Source organism: Dongia sp. (genome assembly GCF_041909655.1).
Classification (GTDB): Bacteria; Pseudomonadota; Alphaproteobacteria; order Dongiales; family Dongiaceae; genus Dongia.
Genome location: NZ_JAYRDA010000001.1, coordinates 636800 through 658477, shown reverse-complemented (window position 1 = coordinate 658477; position 21678 = coordinate 636800). Strand labels below are relative to the sequence as shown.

Genomic DNA, 21678 nt, shown 5'->3' with positions numbered 1-21678 from the left:
TCCTGCGAGGAGCCACCCCATGACCCAGACCGTCAGCGCATTGTTCGATTCCTACGACGATGCGGCAATAGCCGTAGCCGCCCTGGAAGATGCCGGCTTGCCGCCGGCCGATATCAGCCTGATCTCCAACAAGATCGACAAACATTATGTCGCGGCCGACGACAAGGAAGGCGGCGTCAGCGCCGCCGCCGCGGGCGGAGCCGGGATCGGATCGGCATTGGGTGGCAGCACTGGATTGCTAGCGGGGTTAGGCATGATCGTCCTGCCCGGGATTGGTCCCGTCGCCGCCATCGGATGGCTGGGAGCGATGGCAGTGGGCGCCGCCGCGGGAGCCCTCGCCGGCGGGTTGGCAGGCGGGTTGGTGGACACCCTCACCCGCTCCGGCATCGCGGCACCGGAGGCCAATGTCTATGCCGAAGGCGTCAAACGCGGCGGCACCCTAGTCTCGGTCCGGTGCAATGAAAAGCGCGCCGAGATTGCGCGCGAGATTTTCGACAACATGGATACCGTCGATCTCGAAACGCGCGCCCAGATATTCCGCGACAATGGCTGGCGACAATTCGACGACGAAGCGCGCGCCGAGAGCGAGGAAGAACTGGCCCGCGCGCGGCAGGACCCGCGCATGCCGGTCCTGTGACGATGATGAAGAGTTCGATCCTCATTCATAACGAAGGGGCCGGCGACGGCAAGATCGACGCCGAGGCGCTGATAAAGGTGCTGGCCGCCGCCGGCGTTCCGACGCGGCATTGCTCGCCGAAAGACCCGCAACTGGCCGATTGTCTCGCCGGCGCGGAGGACCTGGTTATTCTGGCCGGGGGTGACGGCACCGTGGCGCGCATCCTGTCGCAATTGCCGGATCGCGCCGACCGCAGAATCGCCATCGTGCCCCTCGGCACCGCCAACAACATCGCGCAATCCCTGGGCATCCTCAGCTCGATCGAACCAGGCGCGGGGGAAGAGATCCTGTCCGGCTGGAAGCATGCCGAAACGCGGTTCATCGATATCGGGCTTGCCAAAGGCCCCTGGGGCGAACAGCGTTTCGTGGAAGGTGTTGGAATCGGTCCCCTGGCGCGGACGATCATCCAGTTCAAGAGCGAGGGCGTGAGTGCCGTCGACAGCATGCGGTTGGGCCGCGAGGCCTTGAGCCGCAATGTGGCGTATGCGACCAGCCTCGCCTCGCCTCTGCGGATCGATGGTGCCCCGACCGCCGAAGACCTGCTGATGGCGGAAATCATGAACATACAGCATGCCGGCTCACGCGTGCGCCTGGCGCCTGACGCGGATTCCGGAGATGGGTTGTTCGATGTCGTCACGCTGGCCACGGCGGCACGCGACGACTTCCGCGCCTGGCTGGCGAAGGGATCGGACAAGGATCTGCCGCCCGTCACGATCCGCCGCGCCCGTGCCGTGGACATCGAATGGCAGGGCGAATTGTTGCGGATCGATGATTATAGCCCGAAGACGATGGATCGTTCGGGCCGCGTCTCGATCGGATTTGCAACACAGCGCCTGGCGGTGCTGGTCCCGCTGGCGCAAGATGCCAGTACTTTCGAGAGGACAGCCACATGTCTCTAAACGCCTCGCGAAAAACGAGCCACATGCTCGATGCCAGGTTGCTGCACGAAATCGAGGCGACCGTCGTGGATCTTGCCAAGCTCGCCGGGAAGGAGATCGTGGCAGCGCTCGGCCGCACGCTCACCATCCGCTACAAGGAAGTCGGAACGGCGAAGCTCGCCAAGGCCATCGCCGCCGGCGGCATGTGGCGCGACCCGGTGTCGGAGGTCGATCAGGCGGTCGAGCAGATGATTCGGGCGCGTGTCGGCAAGACTTTCCCCGATCACGACATTCTCGGCGAGGAGGTCGATACCGCGCTGTTGCATGAGAGTGATTTCATCTGGGCGATCGATCCCATCGACGGTACGGCGAATTTTATCAACGGCTTTCCGCTCTTTGCCGCGTCGATCGGGGTGCTCTATCGCGGCGTGCCGGTGGTCGGCGCGGTCTGGTGCTCGGCCAGTCATGCGCTCTATGCCGGGACCTATCACGCCCGCGAGAGCGGCGAGCTCTGCTTTGACGGCGAACCGTTGCTGGTCAATATCAACCCCGCCATCAAGCGGCGCCTGGCCGGATCACCCCATGCCGGCAGCAGCGGCGACTTTCCCTGGGATACGCGGCAGACCGGCTCGGCAGCGCTCGAATGCGCCTTCGTGGCGGCGGGGCTGATGCGCGTCGCGCGCTTCGAACGCCCCAATATCTGGGACGTCGCCGGCGGGATAGCCTTACTGCGCGCGAGCGGCGCCGAAATCAAAATCTTCGATGACGGTCACTGGCAGGATTTCAAGCGTTTCGAACCCAGCGCTTCCCCGCCCGACGGCCCGGCCTTGATGCGCAATTGGCGGCGTCCCTTGCTGCTGGGCGATGCCGAGGGCGTGGCTTTACTGCAAGAGCAATATCGGGCCTGACCCGGTCAGCGCCGGAAGCGCTCGAGGAGGCCCATCAGGCCTTTGGGCAAGAAGATCACAAAACCGGCCAGGATCACGCCGAGGCCGATATCGCGCCAATCGCCGATCTCGCGCATCGCCTCATCGGCCAGCATCAGGATGAGCGCACCGAGGAGTGGTCCCCAGATCGTGCCGATCCCGCCCACGACGATCATCGACATGAGAAAGAGCAGCATCGAGATCGAGAAGACGGTGGGCCCCACAGCCGCGAACTGGACGGCGTAGAAGGCTCCGGCAAGGCCGGTGAAGAAGGCCGAGAGTGCGAACAGCCAAAGCTGATACTTGAAGCGGCTGACACCGCGCGACATGGCGCAGCCGGGATTGTCGCGGAGCGCCTGGAAGGCCAGGCCCATCGGCCCACGGATGATCACCAGGGAAAAGAGCACGGCCAAGGCCAGCAAGCCAAGGCCGACATAATAATGGGCGATGAACCATTTACCACCGATGAGCTCGCGAAAACCCAGATCGCCGAAACGGGTGAAGCCGCGCACGCCGCCGAAGAAAGGCATGCAGCCCGAGGGCGGATTGGTGAAGCAGGCGGTATCATTGGTGATCAGAAGATAGAGCACCTGCGCCACGGCCAAGGTCAGCAGGGCGACATAGGGGCCGCGCAGCCGCAGGCAGGCCGCCCCCACCAGCGTGCTCACCAGGACGGTGGCCAAAGCGGCGAGCGGCATGGCAAGCACCATCGGCATGGCGAAGTAATAGCCGAGCATCGCTGTCGTATAGGCGCCGACGGCAAAGAGCGCCATCTGGGCCAGCGAGAAGATGCCGCCCACCCCCAGCACCAAATTCCATTGCGTGACCACGATGGCCCAGATGAAGAACAGGGTCGCCTGGGTGATGATATAGCGCATGCCGGTCAGTGCCGGCAGCAGGGCCGCCAGCGCCACGAGGATCGCAAGCGTGATGAGATCGCGACGTTGCAGCATCACAGACGCACCACCTGGCGGCGGCCGAACAATCCGTAGGGCCGCCAGATCAGCACCGCGATCACCAGCAGCAGCAGGATGGCGAAGCTGTATTGGACGCCCAGCACATATTGCGCGATCGCTTCCAGCAGACCGAGGACCACCGCGGCGGCGACCGCGCCATAGACATTGCCGAGACCGGCCACGACACAGATGATGAAGGCCTTCAGCATCGGATCTCCACCCATGTTGGGGAGCAGGCTGGAGAGCGACGAGATCATGACGCCGGAGATCGCGGCGAGGCCACCGGACAAGGCCAGGACCTGGGCATAGACGATACCGACCCGGACGCCCATCAATTGCGCGGCCTCGCGGTTCTGCGCGGTGGCACGGATGGCGCGGCCAAGCCGTGTCTTCTGCAGCAGGAAGGCGAGTGCCGCCATAAGAAAGAGTGCCAGACCCAGGATCAGCAAATTCTGATTGGGGACATGGACCGAGCCGATGACGATGGCGCCGGAGAGATTGAGCGGCTGCGGCGTCGGCTGCGGGCCGAAGAGCCGGAGGACGACATTCTCGATAATGGCGCCGATGCCGATGGTGGCGATGAAGATACGGGTTTCGAAATTCTCGGCACGCAGCATCGGCCGCGCCGCCACGCAGAAGATGCCGAGGCCGACCAGGCCGCAGACCAGCATGGCGGCCACGAGGCCCAGCAAGGGATGGAGCCCCAGATGCGCCATGGCGAAATAACAGACATAGCCACCCAGTGCCAAAAGCGCGCCATGGGCCATGTTCAGCATGTTGAGGGCGCCATAGACCAGAGCGAGGCCGATGGTCGAGATCGCATACATGGCGCCCATGGTGAGGCCCGAGGCAAGGATCTGGATGGCGACATCCATGCATCAGGCTCCCAGATAGGTTGCGAGAATTTCCGGGCGCGCCATCAATTCGGCCCCGCCGCCGGTCCAGACCAGCCGGCCATTGTCGAGGAGCGCCATCAGCGCGGCCTTGTCGGCGACACGCGCGGCATTCTCCTCCACCACCAGCACCGCGCGACCGGAGCGGGCGAGCTCGTCCACCACCTGGTAGATCTGGTCGATCACGATGGGGGCGAGACCGAGCGAAGGTTCGTCGAGCATCAGCAACCGACCACCGGCCATGAGGCCGCGGCCGATGCCAACCATGCGCCGCTCGCCACCGGAGAGGGTGCTGGCGATCTGGGAGCGGCGGTCGCGAAGCTTGGGAAGGAGCGTGAAGACTTCCTCGAGACGGCGCCCGCTTTCCGCCGCGGCGGCGGGGAGATAGGCGCCCATCAGCAGATTTTCGAGCACCGTCATTTCCGGGAACAGCATGTCGCCCTGCGGGACATGGATGATGCCGGCGGCGACGATCTCGTCCGGGCGCAGGCCCGATACCGCGCGGCCGTCGAGATGAATGCCGCCACCACGCAAGGGCAGCAGGCCGGAGATCGCCCGCAACAAGGTGGTCTTGCCATGACCATTGGGGCCGATGATCGCGGTCATGCCGCCATCTGCGATCGCAAGCGAGATCTCGCGCAGCACGATCTGGCTGCCATAGCCGGCGGTGACGTTATCGAGTTGCAGCAGCGTGCTCATCCGGCGCCCTGCCCCTCCAGCAACGCACCCAGGCGCTGCGAGGCGCCTTCGCCGAGATAGACGTCGACGACATTGCGGTCATGGACCAGGCCCTGGGGCGAGCCTTCATAGATCTTCTCGCCGTGATGCATGATGAGGACGCGGCTGGAAAGCTGGACCAGGAACCGCATGACGTGCTCGATGAGGATGATGGTGATGCCGCGCCCGACGATATTGCGCACGACATTCATGATCTGGTCGATCTCCTTCGGGTTGAGCCCGCCCACGGGCTCGTCCATCAGCAGGAGCTTCGGGTTGGTGGCCAAGGCGCTGGCCAGCATCAGGAGCTTGCGGTCGACCACCGGCAGCCGGCCGAAAAGCTCGGCATGCTTATCGGAGAGACCGACGAGGCTCAGCGCCTCATCGACCTGATCGTCGACGGCACGGCCGAAACGGAAGCCGGGAATGACGCGGTTGTCGCGGCCGAAATAGGCGGCGACGCGGACATTGTCGCGGACACTCATTGAATCGAAACCGGCATTGAGCTGATAGGTGCGCGCAATGCCGGCATGGCAGACGGCTTCCGGCGGCAGCTGCGTGATGTCGCGGCCTTCAAACAGAATCTCGCCGCCGGTCGCCGGGTTGAGGCCGCTGATCGATTCGAACAAGGTGGTCTTGCCCGCCCCGTTGGGACCACCGATGCCGAGCACTTCGCCGGCCTGCAGCTCGAAGCTCAGATTGTTGACGGCCGCCAGCGCGCCGAAATGCTTGCTGACATTCCGGCAGGCAAGCAGACTACCCCCAGCAGCCGTCCCCATAATCAAACTTCCCTTGATCTCAGCCCTTGATCCAAGGCGGCATCTTGAAGCCGGTCGTGTTGTAAGGCGGCGGCGCGATCAGGCCGCCGCTCTTCGCCGCATCCTGAATCTGCAGGAACTGGTGCGGCATGCCAAGGGAGGAATCGCCCACCTGCGTCGGATAGGAATAGGCGGTGTTCTCGTTCGGCATGAAGCGGGTGGTACCGGTGACGCCGCGATAAATGAGCGAACTCATGCGCGCGGCCACCTTGCGGTTCTGCGCATCATTGCCCGGCTCGCCGGTGCCGCCGGCCAGGGCCGCGGCGGTCGCCCAGACATAGGCGCCGTCATAGGGCTGGGCGCCGGAATTGTGGCCGGCATTGGCGCCGAACTTTTCCTTGTAGCGCGTTTCGAAGGCGGTGCCGATTTCGTCCTGCAAAGCGCCCACCAACGTCGCATAGACCACACCGACCGAGGCTTCCTTGGCGATCTCGCGGAAAGCCGGAATCGAGGGGCCGTATTGCATGTAGACGAGGCTGGGCGTCGGATTGGGTGCAAACTGCACCATGAACTGGGCCAGATCGGCCGGCAGGAAATGCGTGATGGCGATGACCGCCGGCGGATCCTGACGGATCTTGGCCAGAGTCGGCCCCCATTCCGAAATCGGCACGTTCACGGTCTCGAAGAGACTGATCTCCCAGCCATATTGCGCGCCGGTTTCCTTGATTGCGTTGGCGATGTTGGCGGCATAGACGCCGGCCGAGAGCACCACGGCCATCTTGTTGTTGGGGCGCTTGTATTCGCCGCGCTCCTCCAGCCCTTGCACGAATTTGAGGAAGCCGGGGCCGTACCAGAATTCCGCGGGATCGCCCTGGAACGAACCGAAATAGCGCTCGGGGTCCGATTTGATCAGGTTGTTGTGGCCGATGGTGGTGTCGTAATGGACATAGATGATGCCGGAATCGGCGATCACGTCCTGCACCGCGGCGCCGGAACCGATATTGTAGCCGTTGATCACGGCGTGCACTTCATGGCGATCGATCAGGCGCTGCACGGCCTGGACATTGGTGGGATCGCCCATCTGCTTGGTGTCTTCGAAATAGGGCTCGAGCGGACGGCCGAGGATGCCGCCCATGGCGTTGATCTCCTCGCAAGCGAGCGTCAGGCCGTTCTTGAACTCGACGCCATCGGCGGCGGCGAAATCGGTGAGGGGCGCCGCCTGGCCGACCGGAATGGGGTCGCCATCGGCGCGGGCGCCGTCATTGATACCGGCGAGGATGGCGGCACCGCTGCCCATCGCCGCGGCACCCTTCAGGAACAGGCGGCGGCTGGGAATGATATTGGGCTTCTTGATCGTCTCGGACATTTTTCAGCATCTCCCTCGAACAGCCGCGGTGAGGCTTGATCTGGCTGCTGCCGGCGCGGCTGGCCCGGCGCGAACCTTTTACCTTTTATCGATCAGCGAATCCGCTCAAGCATAGCAGCAGCGGCATCGATTGCCGCCGCCTGATGCGGTTGCAGATCCTGCTGGCCCCAGGTCGACATCGGTTCGGCCCAGGGATCGTCGATATGCGTCTTGATCCCGGTCATCTCCTCGAGAACGGCAAGGCCGCAATAGGGGACGTACATCTGGGAATAGCCACCCTCATGCGACATGACCAGCCGGCCGCTGCAAAGCTCGTCCGCCGCCTGCATCAGGAGACGCGTCATCTGACGATAACCTTCGGCGCTGACCATCATGCGACCGAGGGGATCGACGCCCGAGGCATCGAAGCCCGACGGAACCACGATGAGGTCAGGCTTGTATTTGCGCAAGGCCGGCAGAACGACACGCTCGAAGGCGGCGAGATAGGCGCCGTTGCCGCAGCCGGGCGGCAGCGGAATGTTGAGGTTGTAACCAGCCCCCTCGCCCGCACCGTTCTCGGCCACCGCACCCGAATTGGGCGGATAGAGATTGTCCTGATGCAGCGAGATGGTGAGCACGTCCTTGCGGCCATAGAAAGCCGCCTGGGTACCGTTGCCGTGATGCACGTCCCAATCCACCGTGGCGATGCGGCCGAGGCCATGCACCTTCTGCGCATGCATGATGGCGATGGCGACATTGCCGAAGAGACAGAAGCCCATGCCCACATCCGCTTCGGCATGGTGTCCGGGCGGTCGCACCAGCGCATAGGCATTCTTGACGCGACCCTCGATCACCGCGTCGAAGGCAGCCATGGTGCCGCCAGCGGAAAGCTGGGCGATTTCGAAACTGCCGCGGCCGAACGGCGTTAGCGCGCTCGCCTCGCCGCCATTCTCGGTGCTCAAAGCCTTGATCTTGGCGATATAGGGGCGGGTGTGGAAACGCGCGATCTCGTCCTCGGTCGCATAACGCGGCTTGATCGGCGTGAGATGATCGAGGAGGCCGCTCACCTCGAGGAGGTTTCGCAGGCGCCTTTTGCTTTCCGGATTCTCGGCATGTTCGCCGGGCTGGACCGTGAGACTGGGCGGAAAGACCTGCGCCCAATTCCAGGTGTTGTGCCACATATAGAGTTCGTGGAAGACGAAACCCGTCGCCATCAGCCCTGCCCCACCCTACTTGCATCCGGTCTTCATGAAACCGGACATCGATTGGTCACCAGAGTGACGCATGTGCGGGGAACTGTCCCGCCCCCGACGGGTAGAGGGGGGATCGGCACGCCCACCCGAACGGGTGGCGAGACGAGTCAGGTTATTGAAAAATCAGGAAAGTCGCTGGCGGGAATCGATACCGATTTCCTGCAGGCGCAAAACCGCCTGCGTGCGGTTGGCCACACCCAGCTTGCCGAAGATGTTCTTCAAATGCCATTTCACGGTATCCGGCGCCATGCCGAGGCTGCGGGCCATGTCGCGATTGCTCTGGCCGGCGGTCAGCAGGCGCGCGACATCGTTCTCGCGCTGACTGAAATCCGGATCGCCGCGCCTTCCGGCGGGCCGGATACCGGCGCGCTGGGGTCGGTCGCAGACGGCGATGAATTCATCGATGAAGCTGCCCGCTGGCGTATCACCCGACCAGCTCGGCATGCGCGCGCGGGCAAAATCGATCACCTCGCGGAAGGCGCCGCCTTCGTCGATCAAGGTGCGCAAGGCGCGCTGCGGCGCGCAGATCGAGACGGCATCGACGGCCGCGGCCAGCGCCGAGAGCGCATCGCCCGCCTGATAGGCGGCGATGGCCGAGAGCGCCCGCACTTGCGCAAGACGTCGCAAACGGCCATCGCCGCGAATCTTCGCCGCCACCTGATCGAGGAGGTGCAGCGCGCTTTCCGGCCGGCCTTCGGCGATCTGCACACGCGCAAGTGCCAAATATTCCGGTTCGATCGAGGGCGTGATGCCGGCCGCCGGCATGCCGTTCCGCGCGCCCACACCGCGCGCCACCAAGGCATAACGCGCCGCCTGGGTATCGCCGCGCGTGAGCAGCAGCCGCACGCGCTCGTTGAGAGCACCCGCCGTCAGGCGGTGATAGCGCTTTTCGATGCCGAGACGTTCGGCGCGTTCCAGCACCGCCATCGCCTCGTCGTGACGGCCGCGTGCCGCCGCCAGGCGCGCCAGGTGCAGCTTGCAGGCCATTTCATGAACGACCAGGCCGCATTCCTCGATAATCTGGCGGTGGGTATGCAGCAGGCGCTCCGCAGCCGCGAGATCATTCCATTCGTAGAGCAGCTCGACCTCGAAGATCGCCACCATCGCCTCCGCATAGGAGCCGGCGCCGAGGGTTTCGCGCGCCCGCGCGGTCGCCCGCGCGAAGAGCTGGCCGGCGGCCAGAAGATTGCCGGCGGCCTTTTCGACCAGGCCCAGAATGAGATCGGAATAGACAATGCCGAAGACCGATTGCGCAGCGGCATGGCTGTCGCGCGCCTTGAGGCTGGCGAGCCGCGCACCGTCGAGATCACCCAGCGAAAGACAGCAGAAGCCTTCGATATTGCCGAGCGTTCCCTTGAAGAAAGGCTTGTTCTCCGGCAATTCCTCGGCCCAGCGCCGCGCCAGATGCCGCGCCGAGCGCGATCGATCCGCGGCCGAAATGACGCCCACGGTGAGTGTGCGCAATTCCGCCACCAGAGCGTCCCGGGCGCCGGCGTCGAGATCACCGCGCGCAACGGCGGCGATAATGCTGCGCTTCGCCGCCTGCAAGGTACGCGCGCCTTCCTGGGGGCGGCTCATGTGGAACTGGATCCAGACCTCGGCCAATTGCAATTTCGGGCGGCGTGCAATGAGATCCGCCGGCAACCGACTGAGCCAGGCGCGCACGGTGGTGAGATGGCTCGCCATGATGAGGGGCATGGCACAATCCTCAACAAGGCTTGCCGCCCAATCGGCATCGCCGGCCGCCAGGGCATGAGCGACGGCCTCGGAGGTGAAGCCGTTGGCGGAAAGCCAGGTAGCCGCACGCGCATGAAGTGCCCCGATTTCGGCGATACCGCGCCGTGCGAGGCGCGCTTGCAGGAATTCGGCAAAGAGGTGGTGATAGCGGAACCAGTGCCGCGCGCTGTCGAGCGGAATGAGAAAGAGATTGGCGTTCTCGATTTCGGCCAACCGGGCGGCACTGTCGCCGCGCATCATCACGGCATCGGCGAGCGGCGCCGAAATGCGGTCGAGGATGGCGGTTTGCAGCAGAAACTCGGCGAGATCCGGCGGCTGCCGGTCGAGCACGTCCTGGGCCAGGAATTCGGCCACGTCGCGCTGACTGCCCGAGAAATGCCGGATGAAGTCAGCCCGGCTGGCGCGCTGTTCCAGCGAGAGCGAGGCCAATTGCAGACCGGCGACCCAGCCTTCGGTACGGTGCTGCAGGGTGACAAGATCGGCCATCGGCAGATCGAGCGCCCGCGCTGCATTGAGCAGGCTTTCGGTTTCGTCGAGCGAGAAGCGCAACTGCATGTCGTCGAGATTGATGAGCTGGCCCTTGACCCGCATATGGGCGAGGCCGAAGGGCAGCGGCCCGCGCGTCGCCACCACCAGATGCAGACAGGAAGGCGCATAGGTCAGCAGCGCATCGAGGAAGCGGCAGATCTCTGGCGCCTGCAGGAACTGGCAATCGTCGAGCACCAGGAACAAGGGTTGCGCGCGTTGCGCGAGGTCATTGACGATCTGGGTGAGGACGGAATCGATCGGCAGGACCGGACTGGATTGCAGCAAGGCCGGGACTTGCTGTGCGACCTGAGGATCGGCACGGCGGATCGCGGCCACGAGATAGGTGAGAAAGCGGCCGATCTCGTCATCGTCGCCATCAAGTGCCAGGTAGCCAACCGAGGCGTCGCGCCCTTCGATTTCGGCGATCCATTGCCCCAGCAACGTGCTTTTGCCGAAACCGGGCGGCGCAGAGACCACGGAAAGGCGTGCTGCCAGGGCGCCATCGAGGGCCCGGATGAGACGCGGCCGGGCGATGAGGCCATCGCGTAAAGGCGGCGGTCGGAGCTTGGTCTCAATCAGCACGCAGCGAGAACTCCCCCGGAATCAGCGGCTGGCCGGCATGCAACGGGCCAATGGCCGAGAGCGCCAGCTTAACGTCGGGCGGCGGCCGTCAGCAACCGGCAAGACGGCGCGCTAGAAACGGCCCCGCTTCAAGGCTTCCCGCCGGTCCTCGGGCGACAATTGCTGGCCGATTTCCAGGAACATGTCGGCCATTTCGGAAAAGAACCGGTCGGCCACTTCCTTGCGGTGCAGGATCGCCGCCTTGTAGCCGGCCTCGTCGAAGTTCTCGCCGGCGAAGACTTGCTGGGTTTGCAATTGGGCATGGCCCATTTCGCCGAACAAGGTATCGAGCACCTGTTGGCGCTGCTCGTAGATCGCCATGATGATCGCGCGCCCCTCGTCCGAGACGGAGGTTGCCAGCCGCTCGACCATCATGGCCGGCGGCGGCGGCGGCATGGGTGGTGCCGGAGGGCGGCCGATTTCCAGGAACTGAACCGCCATGAAGGCGATCAGGAACAGGTTGCCCAGGAGGGAAAGAAACAGGAGCCGGCTTGCCGGAATGCCGCCGATGGAGTCACGCATGGTCCGTCACGCTGCCTTACATATAAAAAGTATCGGAGGTGAGCAGAAGGACGCCGGAGACATCGTAGCTCGAAGCAGCCGGCATGACCATGAATCCGGCGGCGGCACCGAAAAGCACGAAGGCGCCGCACAACAAGGCCGGTCCCAGGGCATTCGGCCATTTGCGCCGGAAACCCGCATGCATGGCCGGGACCTCAGCCGGTGCCAAGGCACGCTGCCGCGCCATGATCTTGTCGACGAGATCCGGCTGGGATCCGGCTTCCGAACGCGAGGCCAGGAAATCGTCGATCAGGCCGGCATCGTGCCAAGCCGCCTTGGCCAGACTTGATTCGGCCAATAGCCGCTCGGCCGACGGGCGGAGATCCTCCGGCCACCGGGCCAGAACGGCGCCGTAACGGTCGAGCCCATCCTCGAACGTCTCGAGCGACATGACGGGCGGAGACACCGATTGCCGAGGCTTTGCCTCATGAATCGGGGAAGGCTTGCTGCACATTGAGGCGGTCCCGTTTTAATTGGTCCCTGAGGTTTTGTCGGCCCCTCTTTAGGAGCGACTCCACGGCCGAAGCCGAGATACCCATCGCCGAAGCAGTATCCTTGATACTATAGCCTTCGTGATAGCTGAGAAACAAGGCAACATATTGTGAGCTGGGCAGCCGCGTCATGGCTTCCCGCAGGCGCCGCATCACATGGCTCTGATAGATCCGCGTCACCGCATCGGCCTGAAGATCGGCCGGTTCGTCGGTCGTTTCGAGGGCCACGTCGCGGCGCTTGCGGCGCACATCGATACAGCGGTTGAAGATGGCCCGGAACAGCCAGGAGGTGAATTTGGCATTGGTACGCCGCCAATCGGCGCGGCGGATCCAGAGTTGCAGGAACACGTCCTGAACGATGTCCTCCGCCAGGGAATTGTCATGCAACACCCGGATGGCGAGGCGCTGGCAGCGATAGACATGCCGGGTGATGAGGACACGGTACGCCGCCTCGTCATCGGCGCGCATCATCTCCAGCAGATCTTCGTCCGACATCCCGTGATATCCCGCATTCCGCCGGTCGTCGGACGCGAGGTCCGAGCGCCCGACGCCCTCGCCCGGCATGAAGGCCGTCGATCCTTCTATTTGCCTAGAGAACGACATTGGTGTCCCGATTTGCGGCCGAGCCGCTGCCCCCACCCGCCTTGACATCCTGGCGGGCCACGCGCGCCCAAGCATCCCGCATGCCACGCAGCCGGGCGACGAGCCGCGACCCCGCCGCCAGCGGATCGCGCTGGCGCGGAATCGCCAGCACCTGAAAGCTGGTGGTCAAGTAGAACCGTTCGAGATGGGCGATGAGCGGAAAGGCACGGCCGCGGTCGAGAGCGCCGTTGAGACCCAGCATGATGCGCGAGATGGTCTCCAGTTCCGCCAGTTCGGCATCGAGACGGCCATTGCGACGGGAATCACCCGCGCGCAACAGCGCCACGATCGCCGCATCCAGCAACGAGACGATGAGATCGAGGGTATGGCTGCCGGTTTGTGCCATACGATAGGCGCCGGTGGCTGCCTTGGTCGTCCGATATTGCATTCATATCCCCCAGGCCATTGCCTCAAATCTCAATCGTCATCACTGGACAGCAATACTTGCAGCTGTTCGCGCAGGCGGCTGGCCGCATTGATCTGTGCCTCGATCCGGCCGTAATATTCCGTCAGCCAGAGGCGGTAATCTTCGGTTCGCCGTTCGATCGAGCTCACATCCGATTCCATCCGCGTAATGCCATCCTGCAAGCCGTCGGTGGCCGTAGTCAGGCGCGAATCCACCGCACCGGCATAGGCCCCCACATAATCGGCTAGACTATCAGAAAATCTTTGTGCGAGGCCGCGGCCGATCGACACCTCGATCGACGCGGATTCAGTGCCAAGATAAGCGAAGGTCATGCCTTCGAAGATCGTTCCGTCCTTGCCCTTGATGCTGTTGCCGGTGACGGTGAAGAGCGAAGTGTCGCCGTTTACCGATACGCCCGTGAGATTGCCATCGGCATCGACAGTGATATCGAAGGTGTAGTCCCCTGCGGCGGTCCCGGCGCCGTTGCTGACGATGGCGAGATCGGCCGATGAGGTGGCGACGTCGAACTGGAAGAGGGCCGCAACGGCGTCAAGATCGCCTGACAAGGCGTCGGCCAAAGCCGTGCTGTCGATCACCAGATAATTATTGACATCCATCGTGATGCCGATAGTGGACAATTGGGTCGCGGCATCGTCGGTGCTGGTCGTCAGCAAGGCCTGGAGGTCCGTGCTGATTTCGCGCAGGAGTGAATCGCCAAACAAGACAGCGTCATCCGCGGCGGCGCCATCGGCACCGGTTGCCTGCTGCGTCAGGATGAAATCGCGTATGGCATTGTAGGCATCGACAAAATCGGTGATGGCATTGCTGACGCCGGCAAGATCGGCGCCGATATCGAGCGTGAGCGTGGTGCCGGCGTCCGCGCCATAGAGATAAAGCGTCACGCCTTCAATGAGGTCGTCTATTTCATTGGTCGAGCGGGTGATTTCGATCCCGTCAACGGTGAGAATCGCGGGCTGGGCCGCCTGCAATTCGTTGCCGATCGCGCCACCGGCCGTCACCAGGCCAAGCGTTTCCAGCACCGATCCGGCGCCGTCGGCCAGGGAAATCGGCGCGTTGGTTTCGGCGGCGGTCAATACCAGGATATAGGAATTGCTGTCGACCTTAAGGACCGAGGCGGAAACGCCGCTGGCGCCGCTTTCGGCATTGATCGCCGCGGCGATTTCGGCCAGCGACATGTCGGCGCTGACATCAATGTCGACAGCAGTACCGTCACCCGCGCCGAGGGAGAAAGTGCCGGAAAGACCGAGATCTTCGGAATTGCTGGCAATGCTGTCGGTCGCGATTTTGTGGCTGGTGGCCACCTGCTCCACCACGATGTCGTAGCTGCCCAATTGGGCACCGGGCTCGACCGCGGCACCCATCAGATCGGTTGCGGTGGCGCCATTGCTGGCGGTGAGGGCAATGGCGCGCTCGTCGAAAGCGTCGGATTGGGTCGAGCCGGCCGGATTACGGAGATCGTCTGACGCCTGAGACAAGGCGAGCAGCAATGTCTCCAGCTCCTGATAGGCCGCGAGTTGGGCCTCGGCATCGGTGATTTTCAACTCGATGGCATCGGCGGCGGCCAGCCGCTGTTCGACGGCATTTTTGATCAGCGTCTCGGTATCCAGGCTGGCGCTGGCGGAGGTTACGGCGCTGATACTCGAGGAACCGGTCGCGGATATAACGGCCATTTGCCTCTCCCACTCTCACAAGCCAGGACGGAATGTCCCGGGCGGCGAAGCTGCGCCGCCCGGGTTTCCGCCCCGCGATTACTGCAGCAGCTTCGAGAGACGCGTCGCCATGTCATTGGCATGGCTCAGCGCCGAGATGCTGGCGTCGGTCAGGACTTCGGCCGTGGTCAAGGTGCTCTGCTCCTCGGCCACGTCTGCATCCATGATCGCCGATTGCGCCGCCGAGAGATTCTCGATCGACGTATCGATCATCTGCCCGCGATAGTCGAAGCGCGACATCTGCGCACCGATGCTGGCACGCGCACTCAACACCAGATCGATGGCCGCATCGATCGCCGCCGCCGCAGTATCGGCATTGGCCTGGGTATCGACCGTCGAGGCATTGACGCCCAGAGCCGTGGCATCGATGTCGTCGATGGTCACGGTGAGGGAATCGGTCGCCGCATCGGTTCCCAGCAGGAAGTCGACGCCGGTCGCAAAATCGGTCGTCCCGTCGAGCAGGGATTCGCCGTTGAACCGGGTGCCGGAGGCGATGCTGTCGATTTCCGAGATCAGTTCGGCGAATTCGGCGTTGATATAGGTGCGCTCGTCATCGGTGACGGCACCCGAGAGCGATTGTGCCGCCAGGGTCTTCATGCGCTGAAGAATATCGGAGATACGCGCCGCGCCGCCATCCGCCGTCTGCAGGACCGAAGCGCCGTGAGAGGCGTTGGTCGAGGCCTGCTGGAGCACTGTGACGTCGGATTGGAGGCGCACACCGACTGCAAGACCCGCCGCATCGTCCGATGCCTTGGTGATGCGCGAGCCGCTCGACAGCTTGGCGACCGAGCTCGATTCCTGAGCCGAGTTGAGGTTGAGGTAACGCAAGGCCGTATTGGCCGCGGTATTGGTAGCAATGACAGGCATGAGATGTCTCCACCCGCTTGAGAGAACCAGCGCCGGCCGTTTAGCCGGACGCGACCATCAACCCCAGTCATCTGGCCATAGAGCCGTCGGGCTATGCGGGCTGACTGAAGATTGAACGGGCCTGAAGCCGCAATCGGGCGCTCAATTTTTGAGCAAGGCGAGATTAATGGAAATTTAACGGCCCATCGAAATTTCGCCGCCCGACATCGGCTCCTGGCGCGTTTGATCTCATGCAAGGCTGGATCAAGGAGACATCGCCATGTCGGTCAGCGCCCTATCCACGACAACCGCGACCACTACCACGTCGACGACCTCATCCACCTCGTCGACCACCTTGTTCGAGAATTACGAGGCGTTCCTGACGCTGCTGACCACGCAGTTGCAGAACCAGGATCCGCTCGACCCGATGGATACGGCTGAGTTCACCAATCAGTTGGTACAATACGCCGATGTCGAACAGGCGATCGCCACCAATGACACGCTAGCCGACATCCTCAGCCTAGTGAGCTGGAACACCAACACGCTGGCACTCTCCTATATCGGCAAGACAGCCACCTACGCCAGCGAGTACAGCATGCTGACGGATGGCGAGGCGACCTGGCGCTACGATCTCGCCGAAGAGGCGGAAAACGTCACCATCACGATCAAGGATCAGGACGGCAATATCGTCTACGAAGGCGAGGGCGACACCGCCTCCGGCAAAAACACCTTCACCTGGGACGGCAAGGATGCCGACGGGAACGTGCTGAAAGACGGCGCCTATTCGATCACCGTCGAAGCCACATCCGCCGAGGGCACCGAGATCGAGGCCGACATCTATGGCATCGGCGAGATCACCAATGTGAGCACTAGCGGTGACGAAATCGTCCTCATCGTTGGCGACCTTGCCCTGTCGATCAGCTCGATCGTCGCCCTCGAATCCTAATTCCACCCGCATATTACGGAGACAGATATGAGCCTCGGTAGCGCCATCAACACCGCCGTTTCCGCGCTCAACGCGCAGAGCCAGGCGATCTCGATGATCTCGGACAACATCGCCAACAGCAGCACGGTGGGCTACAAGGCGACCACCGCCAGCTTCTCGTCGCTGGTGACACAGAACTACAGCAGCTCGGCCTATGCCTCGGGCGGCGTCTCGGTCACGGACAGCCGCAACGTCGGGTTCCAGGGCCTCATTCAGAAAAGCACCGTTTCGACCAACCTCGCTTTGGATGGCGGCGGGTTCTTCGTGGTCGCCCAGGTAGGCAAAAATGGCCGGGAAGATTTTGCCTATACCCGAAATGGGGAATTTTCTGCCGACAAGGATGGGTATCTGGTCTCAACCAGCGGTGATTATTACCTGATGGGCTATCGGGTCGATGCCGATGGCAACTCGATTGCGGGCGATGTCACCAATGTCAACGATTTGTCGCAAATCGATGTCGACGTCGTCTCGGGTCTGGCCCAGGCCAGCAGCGTCATCGAACTTGCCGCCGGCCTCCCCGCGGATGCGGCGGTCGGCGACACGGTCACGCTCGACGTCCAGTTCTATGACAGCCTGGGTGTCGCCCACGAGACGACATTGACCTGGGAGAAGACCGGCGCCAATGCCTGGGAGATGACGGTCGGCAATGCCACCGATCCCGACGACGCCAGTATCGTAACGGGCACCAGCGCCAGCGGCCCCTTCGCCATCAATTTCAACTCGGACGGCACCCTCGCCACCATCGTGCCCTCGCCCGCCGAACTGAGCTTTACCGGCATGACCACGGGTGCCGCCGATGTCAATCTGACGCTGGATATCGAGGATGAAGGCGCCCTTACCCAATACGCCTCGGACGACGGCGTCATCGAGTTGCAACTCGACGGCCTCGATGTCGACGGCGCCAAATACGGCGCCTTTACCAGCGTCGAGGTAAGTTCGGACGGATTGGTCACCGCCTATTTCGACAATGGCCTCACCTTGCCGATCTACAAGATTCCGGTCGCCACCTTCACCAACCCCAACGGATTGCAGGCCCTCTCGGACAATGTTTTCCTGCCGAGCGTGGCCTCGGGCGATTACATCCTGCGCGATTCCGGCGATGGCAATGCGGGACTCATTCGCGGTTCCTCGGTGGAATCCTCGACCGTCGACATCGCCGACGAATTCAGCCGGATGATCATCGCGCAACAGGCGTATTCAGCCGCCTCGAAGGTGGTCACCACGGCGGATGAGATGATCGACACATTGATCAGCGCCATCAGATGACCGGCGACGGCATCAAGGCACGCGACGCGGCCGAAGCGGCGCGGATCGAGCAGAAATTGCGGCAGTCCAAGCGGTTGGAGATCACCGGGCGCGTCGAGGTCATGGCCTTTGCCGAATTGAAGGCCGCCCGGTCGCCCTGGCTTGCGGCACGCAGTATCCGCGTGCGTGCCTTGCTGGACGAGATCGATGCCGATCTCGGCGAACTCGACCAGCATCGCCGCGACCTTGCCTTGCGCTTGCGCCTGACCAACTCCGCCGTACAGGCGGCCCAGGCCTACACCAGGGCAAAAAGCACAAGCTGACCTAATATCAGGAGAAAGGTGCCGATATGACCGACCGGAAAGTGAATGCCACGATCGAAACGCTCAACGGCCTGCGTACGCTGCTGGAACAGGACATGGCCCAGATCGCAAGCGGTTGCTTCGCAACGCTTGTCAGCGGCAACCGGCAGAAGCTTGCGGCCGCGGCTTTCCTCCGCGATGAGCTGGCCGTTCTCCTGCAGCACCTCTGCGCCAAGGTCGAGGCGCATGAATTGCCGGATCTGGACCATCTCAAAGGCACTCTTTCCGATCTCATCGAGCTTGCCGAACGCCACCGGCAATGCATGCAAGGCGCCATCGAGGCAACCCGTGACCGCATCCAGGTGGTGATCGACGCGCGCCAGAGCGTCTATAGCGACCAGGAGACCTATGGTCCGCAGGCCAGGATGCGCAAGGGGCGGATGTATCGCGCCGCCATGAATTCGCGCTCCACCAATGCCTGAGCCCCTTCCCCACCACTGAGGCAGGAAAAACCATGTCACTCGGCAGCGCTCTCACCATCGCAACATCCAGTTTGAAGACGACGCAGACTGCGATCTCGATAGCTTCGAGCAATATCGCCAATGCCGATGTCGTGGGTTATACCCGCAAGACGGCGGCGCCGCAGACGGTGGTGGTGGGCGGCATCAGCAGCGGCGTCTCGCTCTCCGATATCCAGCGCCTGGTGGATGCCGGCCTGGAAAAACGTACCAATACGGCACGCACTCAAAGCGCCGAGGCCGATGTCCTCGCCGCCTATCTCAGTGAATTGTCCTCGGCGCTCGGCAGCACAACCGACGACGACACCATCGCCAGCGTGATCGGCGATCTCACCGCATCCCTTAAGGCCCTCGCCATCTCGCCCGAAAGCGGCAGCGAGATGCAGAACGTGGTCTCGGACCTCGCCGCGATCGCGGATTCCGCCAACCAGCTCACCAGCTCGATCCAGTCGCTGCGCCAGGATGCCGACCAGAAGATCGCCGACAGCGTGGATACGGTGAACCAGGCATTGCACAATCTCGACGAGCTCAACCAGCAGATCCTGCGCGCCAATGCCGCCGGCGCCAGCACCGCCGATCTGGTCGATCAGCAGATGCAGCAGGTGGCGATTATCTCGGGACAGATCAACGTCAGCTACTTCACCGATTCCAACGGGGCCATGACGGTCTATGGGCCGGGTGGCGTCGGCCTGCTCACCGATTCGGTGCACGAGCTGAGCTTCACGGCGACATCCGGGATCGACAGCACGGATATCTATGACCCGAGTTCGGCCGGTGGACTTTCCGGGATCAGTGTCGGCGACCGGGAGATCACGTCCTATATCAGCGGTGGCGCGATCGGCGGCCTTCTTACCGTACGCGACGACACCCTGGTCGCCGAACAAGCGCTGGTCGACAACCTGACCGCCGGCATTCTTGATGCCGTCAACACGGCGCAGAATGCCGGTACCTCGGTGCCGGCTCCCAGCACCCTCACCAGCTCCCAGGCCCTCACGGGCGGCGATGCATTGAACGGAACCGGGACCTTGCGCATCGCCCTCCTCGACGCCTCCGGAAATGTGCAATCCTATACCGATCTCAACCTTTCGGCTTATGCCACCATCGACGATCTAGTGGGAGCGCTCGATGGCCTTGCCGGAATCTCGGCCAGCTATGACAGTGCCGGCAAGCTGGTGCTGTCATCGGACGATCCATCGCTGGGGATCGGCATGGCCCAGATCTCGGGTGGTGTGGGCAGCGACAACGAAACGCTCTCGGCGGCCCTGGGCCTCAACGATCTGATGACCCGGGATGCCACAGGAAAGCTGTCGGTGCGATCCGACATTCTCGCCGACCCGTCATTACTGGCCGTGGGCGCGCTGTCGACCGATGCCGCGCTGGCGGTGGGCGATGCCGGAATCGCCGGCGGCGACACCTCGGCCATCGATGCGATGATCGCCGCTTTGGCCGAGGATCGCAGCTTTCCCGGTGCCGGCGGCATGGCAGCGACCACCACGGATCTTGCCAGCTATGCCGGTGCCTTCATCTCGCATGTCGCGGTAAGCGCCAGCACGGCGGAGGCGAGTGCTGCCATCAAGAGCGGCGCGCTTTCCAGCCTGGAGAACAGTCTGGCGAGCAAATCAGGCGTCAATCTCGATGAAGAAACGGCAGAGCTTGAGATCCTGCAAACCAATTATCAGGCGGCGGCGAAGGTCGTCACGGTGATCCAGGAGATGTACGACACGCTCCTCAACATGGTTTAGGAAAGTTGGACGGCGGGCATGGACAGAATTTCGACTTTCAGCCAGCAACGGCAATTCATCACCCAGGCGCTTGAGGTGCAGAAGCGCTATGCGGTCGAGCAGACGCAATTGGCGACCGGCGCCAAGTCGCTGACCTATGACGGCTATGGCGCCAGCACGCGCACGATCATCAGCCTCGAAGGCGAGATGAAAGCCGCGGATCAATATATCAGCAACGGAACGATCATCTCGAGCCGGGTCGAAGCCGGTTATTCGGCCACGACCTCGCTGCTCGATCTGGCGACCAATGCCAGAAGCTGGCTCTCGTCGCTGATCTCCGGTGCCACGGACGATGTGAGCGGGGCCAATGTCAAGGCGGAAGCCTATCTCGCCGAAGCGGCCGGAATGCTCAACAGCAAGGTCGATGGCTATTATGTCTTTGCCGGCGGTATCAGCGGTGCCGCCCCGGTGGACATCACCGGCTATGCCGCAGCCGATCCCGCGACCGCCGATACCAGCTATTATAGCGGCGGCGACACCCTCGCCAGTTACGAAGCAGCCCCGGACCTCACCATCACCTATGGCGCGCGCGCCGATGCCAGCGGATTCGAGAAACTGCTACGATCCCTCAGCCTGGTGGCGCAGGCCGACGAAAACCCGGCCGATATCGATGTGCTGCAGGACGCCTTCAGCCTCCTCGACGAGGCCATCGAAGAGATGTCGGTGGAGCAGTCACGCCTGTCCGGGGTGGCATCCAGCATCGATGATGCGCTCGACCGCAATCTCGATTTCCAGCTTTACGTCGATGCGCTGGTCGGCGATCTGAAGAATGTTGACGTGGCCGAAGTCACGGCACAACTGGCGGCGACCGAATTGCAGTTGGAATCGGCCTTCAGCGTGCTGAAGAAACTGCAATCGATCAACCTGCTGGATTACCTTTAAG

The 21678-nt window shown here is 63.1% G+C and carries 22 protein-coding genes; 9 read left to right on the top strand and 13 right to left on the bottom strand.

The genetic code is table 11. The features are described from left to right. The first annotated feature begins 19 nt into the window (after positions 1-19). The 3 genes from ACE3PR_RS02935 to ACE3PR_RS02925 are packed head-to-tail and all read left to right on the top strand — an operon-like array spanning position 20 to position 2462. Positions 20-637, top strand: coding sequence for a hypothetical protein (locus tag ACE3PR_RS02935; protein ID WP_374367949.1), 618 nt, complete (start codon positions 20-22; stop codon positions 635-637). 2 nt (positions 638-639) lie between these two features. Continuing rightward, a complete protein-coding gene (locus ACE3PR_RS02930; protein ID WP_374367947.1) occupies positions 640-1575 on the top strand; it encodes a diacylglycerol kinase family protein in 936 nt (311 codons plus the stop codon). 23 nt (positions 1576-1598) lie between these two features. Further along, the gene (locus ACE3PR_RS02925) at positions 1599-2462 is read left to right on the top strand and encodes an inositol monophosphatase (protein WP_374367945.1); all 864 of its coding nucleotides are present in this window, start codon (positions 1599-1601) and stop codon (positions 2460-2462) included. 5 nt (positions 2463-2467) lie between these two features. Here ACE3PR_RS02925 and ACE3PR_RS02920 read toward each other — a convergent pair whose 3' ends face one another. The 13 genes from ACE3PR_RS02920 to ACE3PR_RS02860 form a co-directional block, all read right to left on the bottom strand. Beyond that, on the bottom strand, positions 2468-3433 hold the full coding sequence (locus ACE3PR_RS02920) for a branched-chain amino acid ABC transporter permease (protein ID WP_374367943.1): 966 nt from the start codon (positions 3431-3433) through the stop codon (positions 2468-2470). Next, the gene (locus tag ACE3PR_RS02915) at positions 3433-4311 is read right to left on the bottom strand and encodes a branched-chain amino acid ABC transporter permease (protein WP_374367940.1); all 879 of its coding nucleotides are present in this window, start codon (positions 4309-4311) and stop codon (positions 3433-3435) included. Before ACE3PR_RS02915 ends, ACE3PR_RS02920 begins: the two co-directional genes overlap by 1 nt. 3 nt (positions 4312-4314) lie before the next feature. Continuing rightward, complete coding sequence (locus ACE3PR_RS02910; protein WP_374367938.1) at positions 4315-5028, bottom strand: ABC transporter ATP-binding protein; 714 nt, start codon at positions 5026-5028, stop codon at positions 4315-4317. Then, entirely contained in the window at positions 5025-5825 is an 801-nt protein-coding gene (locus ACE3PR_RS02905; RefSeq protein WP_374367935.1) for an ABC transporter ATP-binding protein, read from the bottom strand. The genes ACE3PR_RS02910 and ACE3PR_RS02905 overlap by 4 nt, the downstream gene beginning before the upstream one ends. 19 nt (positions 5826-5844) lie before the next feature. After that, complete coding sequence (locus ACE3PR_RS02900) at positions 5845-7170, bottom strand: ABC transporter substrate-binding protein (RefSeq protein ID WP_374367933.1); 1326 nt, start codon at positions 7168-7170, stop codon at positions 5845-5847. Between the two features lie 92 nt (positions 7171-7262). Beyond that, positions 7263-8363: a class II histone deacetylase gene (locus tag ACE3PR_RS02895; protein ID WP_374367932.1), complete on the bottom strand. Its 1101-nt coding sequence runs from the start codon at positions 8361-8363 to the stop codon at positions 7263-7265. A 162-nt stretch (positions 8364-8525) separates the two neighbouring features. After that, on the bottom strand, positions 8526-11249 hold the full coding sequence (locus tag ACE3PR_RS02890) for a LuxR C-terminal-related transcriptional regulator (RefSeq protein WP_374367930.1): 2724 nt from the start codon (positions 11247-11249) through the stop codon (positions 8526-8528). Between the two features lie 111 nt (positions 11250-11360). Continuing rightward, positions 11361-11810, bottom strand: a complete 450-nt coding sequence (locus tag ACE3PR_RS02885; RefSeq protein ID WP_374367928.1) for a periplasmic heavy metal sensor — start codon at positions 11808-11810, stop codon at positions 11361-11363. Positions 11811-11826: 16 nt separating this feature from the next. Continuing rightward, entirely contained in the window at positions 11827-12240 is a 414-nt protein-coding gene (locus tag ACE3PR_RS02880; protein WP_374367926.1) for a hypothetical protein, read from the bottom strand. A gap of 34 nt (positions 12241-12274) precedes the next feature. After that, entirely contained in the window at positions 12275-12835 is a 561-nt protein-coding gene (locus tag ACE3PR_RS02875; protein WP_374367924.1) for a sigma-70 family RNA polymerase sigma factor, read from the bottom strand. Between the two features lie 94 nt (positions 12836-12929). Then, complete coding sequence (locus ACE3PR_RS02870) at positions 12930-13370, bottom strand: flagellar protein FliS (protein WP_374367922.1); 441 nt, start codon at positions 13368-13370, stop codon at positions 12930-12932. A 29-nt stretch (positions 13371-13399) separates the two neighbouring features. Next, positions 13400-15079 (bottom strand): flagellar filament capping protein FliD, encoded by a 1680-nt coding sequence (gene fliD, locus ACE3PR_RS02865; RefSeq protein WP_374367920.1) that lies wholly within the window; start codon positions 15077-15079, stop codon positions 13400-13402. Between the two features lie 78 nt (positions 15080-15157). After that, positions 15158-15985, bottom strand: a complete 828-nt coding sequence (locus ACE3PR_RS02860; RefSeq protein WP_374367918.1) for a flagellin — start codon at positions 15983-15985, stop codon at positions 15158-15160. Between the two features lie 259 nt (positions 15986-16244). On the opposite strand from ACE3PR_RS02860, the gene ACE3PR_RS02855 reads away from it, so the two are divergent. From ACE3PR_RS02855 to ACE3PR_RS02830, 6 genes are read left to right on the top strand one after another with little or no spacing between them, the layout of a single operon-like run. Beyond that, on the top strand, positions 16245-16910 hold the full coding sequence (locus ACE3PR_RS02855) for a flagellar hook assembly protein FlgD (RefSeq protein WP_374367916.1): 666 nt from the start codon (positions 16245-16247) through the stop codon (positions 16908-16910). Positions 16911-16937: 27 nt separating this feature from the next. Then, positions 16938-18215, top strand: a complete 1278-nt coding sequence (flgE, locus tag ACE3PR_RS02850) for a flagellar hook protein FlgE (RefSeq protein ID WP_374367914.1) — start codon at positions 16938-16940, stop codon at positions 18213-18215. Next, on the top strand, positions 18212-18517 hold the full coding sequence (locus ACE3PR_RS02845; protein ID WP_374367912.1) for a hypothetical protein: 306 nt from the start codon (positions 18212-18214) through the stop codon (positions 18515-18517). The genes flgE and ACE3PR_RS02845 overlap by 4 nt, the downstream gene beginning before the upstream one ends. Positions 18518-18543: 26 nt before the next feature. After that, the gene (locus ACE3PR_RS02840) at positions 18544-18978 is read left to right on the top strand and encodes a hypothetical protein (RefSeq protein ID WP_374367910.1); all 435 of its coding nucleotides are present in this window, start codon (positions 18544-18546) and stop codon (positions 18976-18978) included. A 32-nt stretch (positions 18979-19010) separates the two neighbouring features. Further along, entirely contained in the window at positions 19011-20756 is a 1746-nt protein-coding gene (gene flgK / locus ACE3PR_RS02835) for a flagellar hook-associated protein FlgK (RefSeq protein ID WP_374367908.1), read from the top strand. Between the two features lie 18 nt (positions 20757-20774). After that, positions 20775-21677 carry a flagellin gene (locus ACE3PR_RS02830; protein ID WP_374367906.1) on the top strand — a complete coding sequence of 301 codons (903 nt, stop codon included), beginning with the start codon at positions 20775-20777 and terminating at the stop codon, positions 21675-21677. The last annotated feature ends 1 nt before the right edge of the window (position 21678 follow it).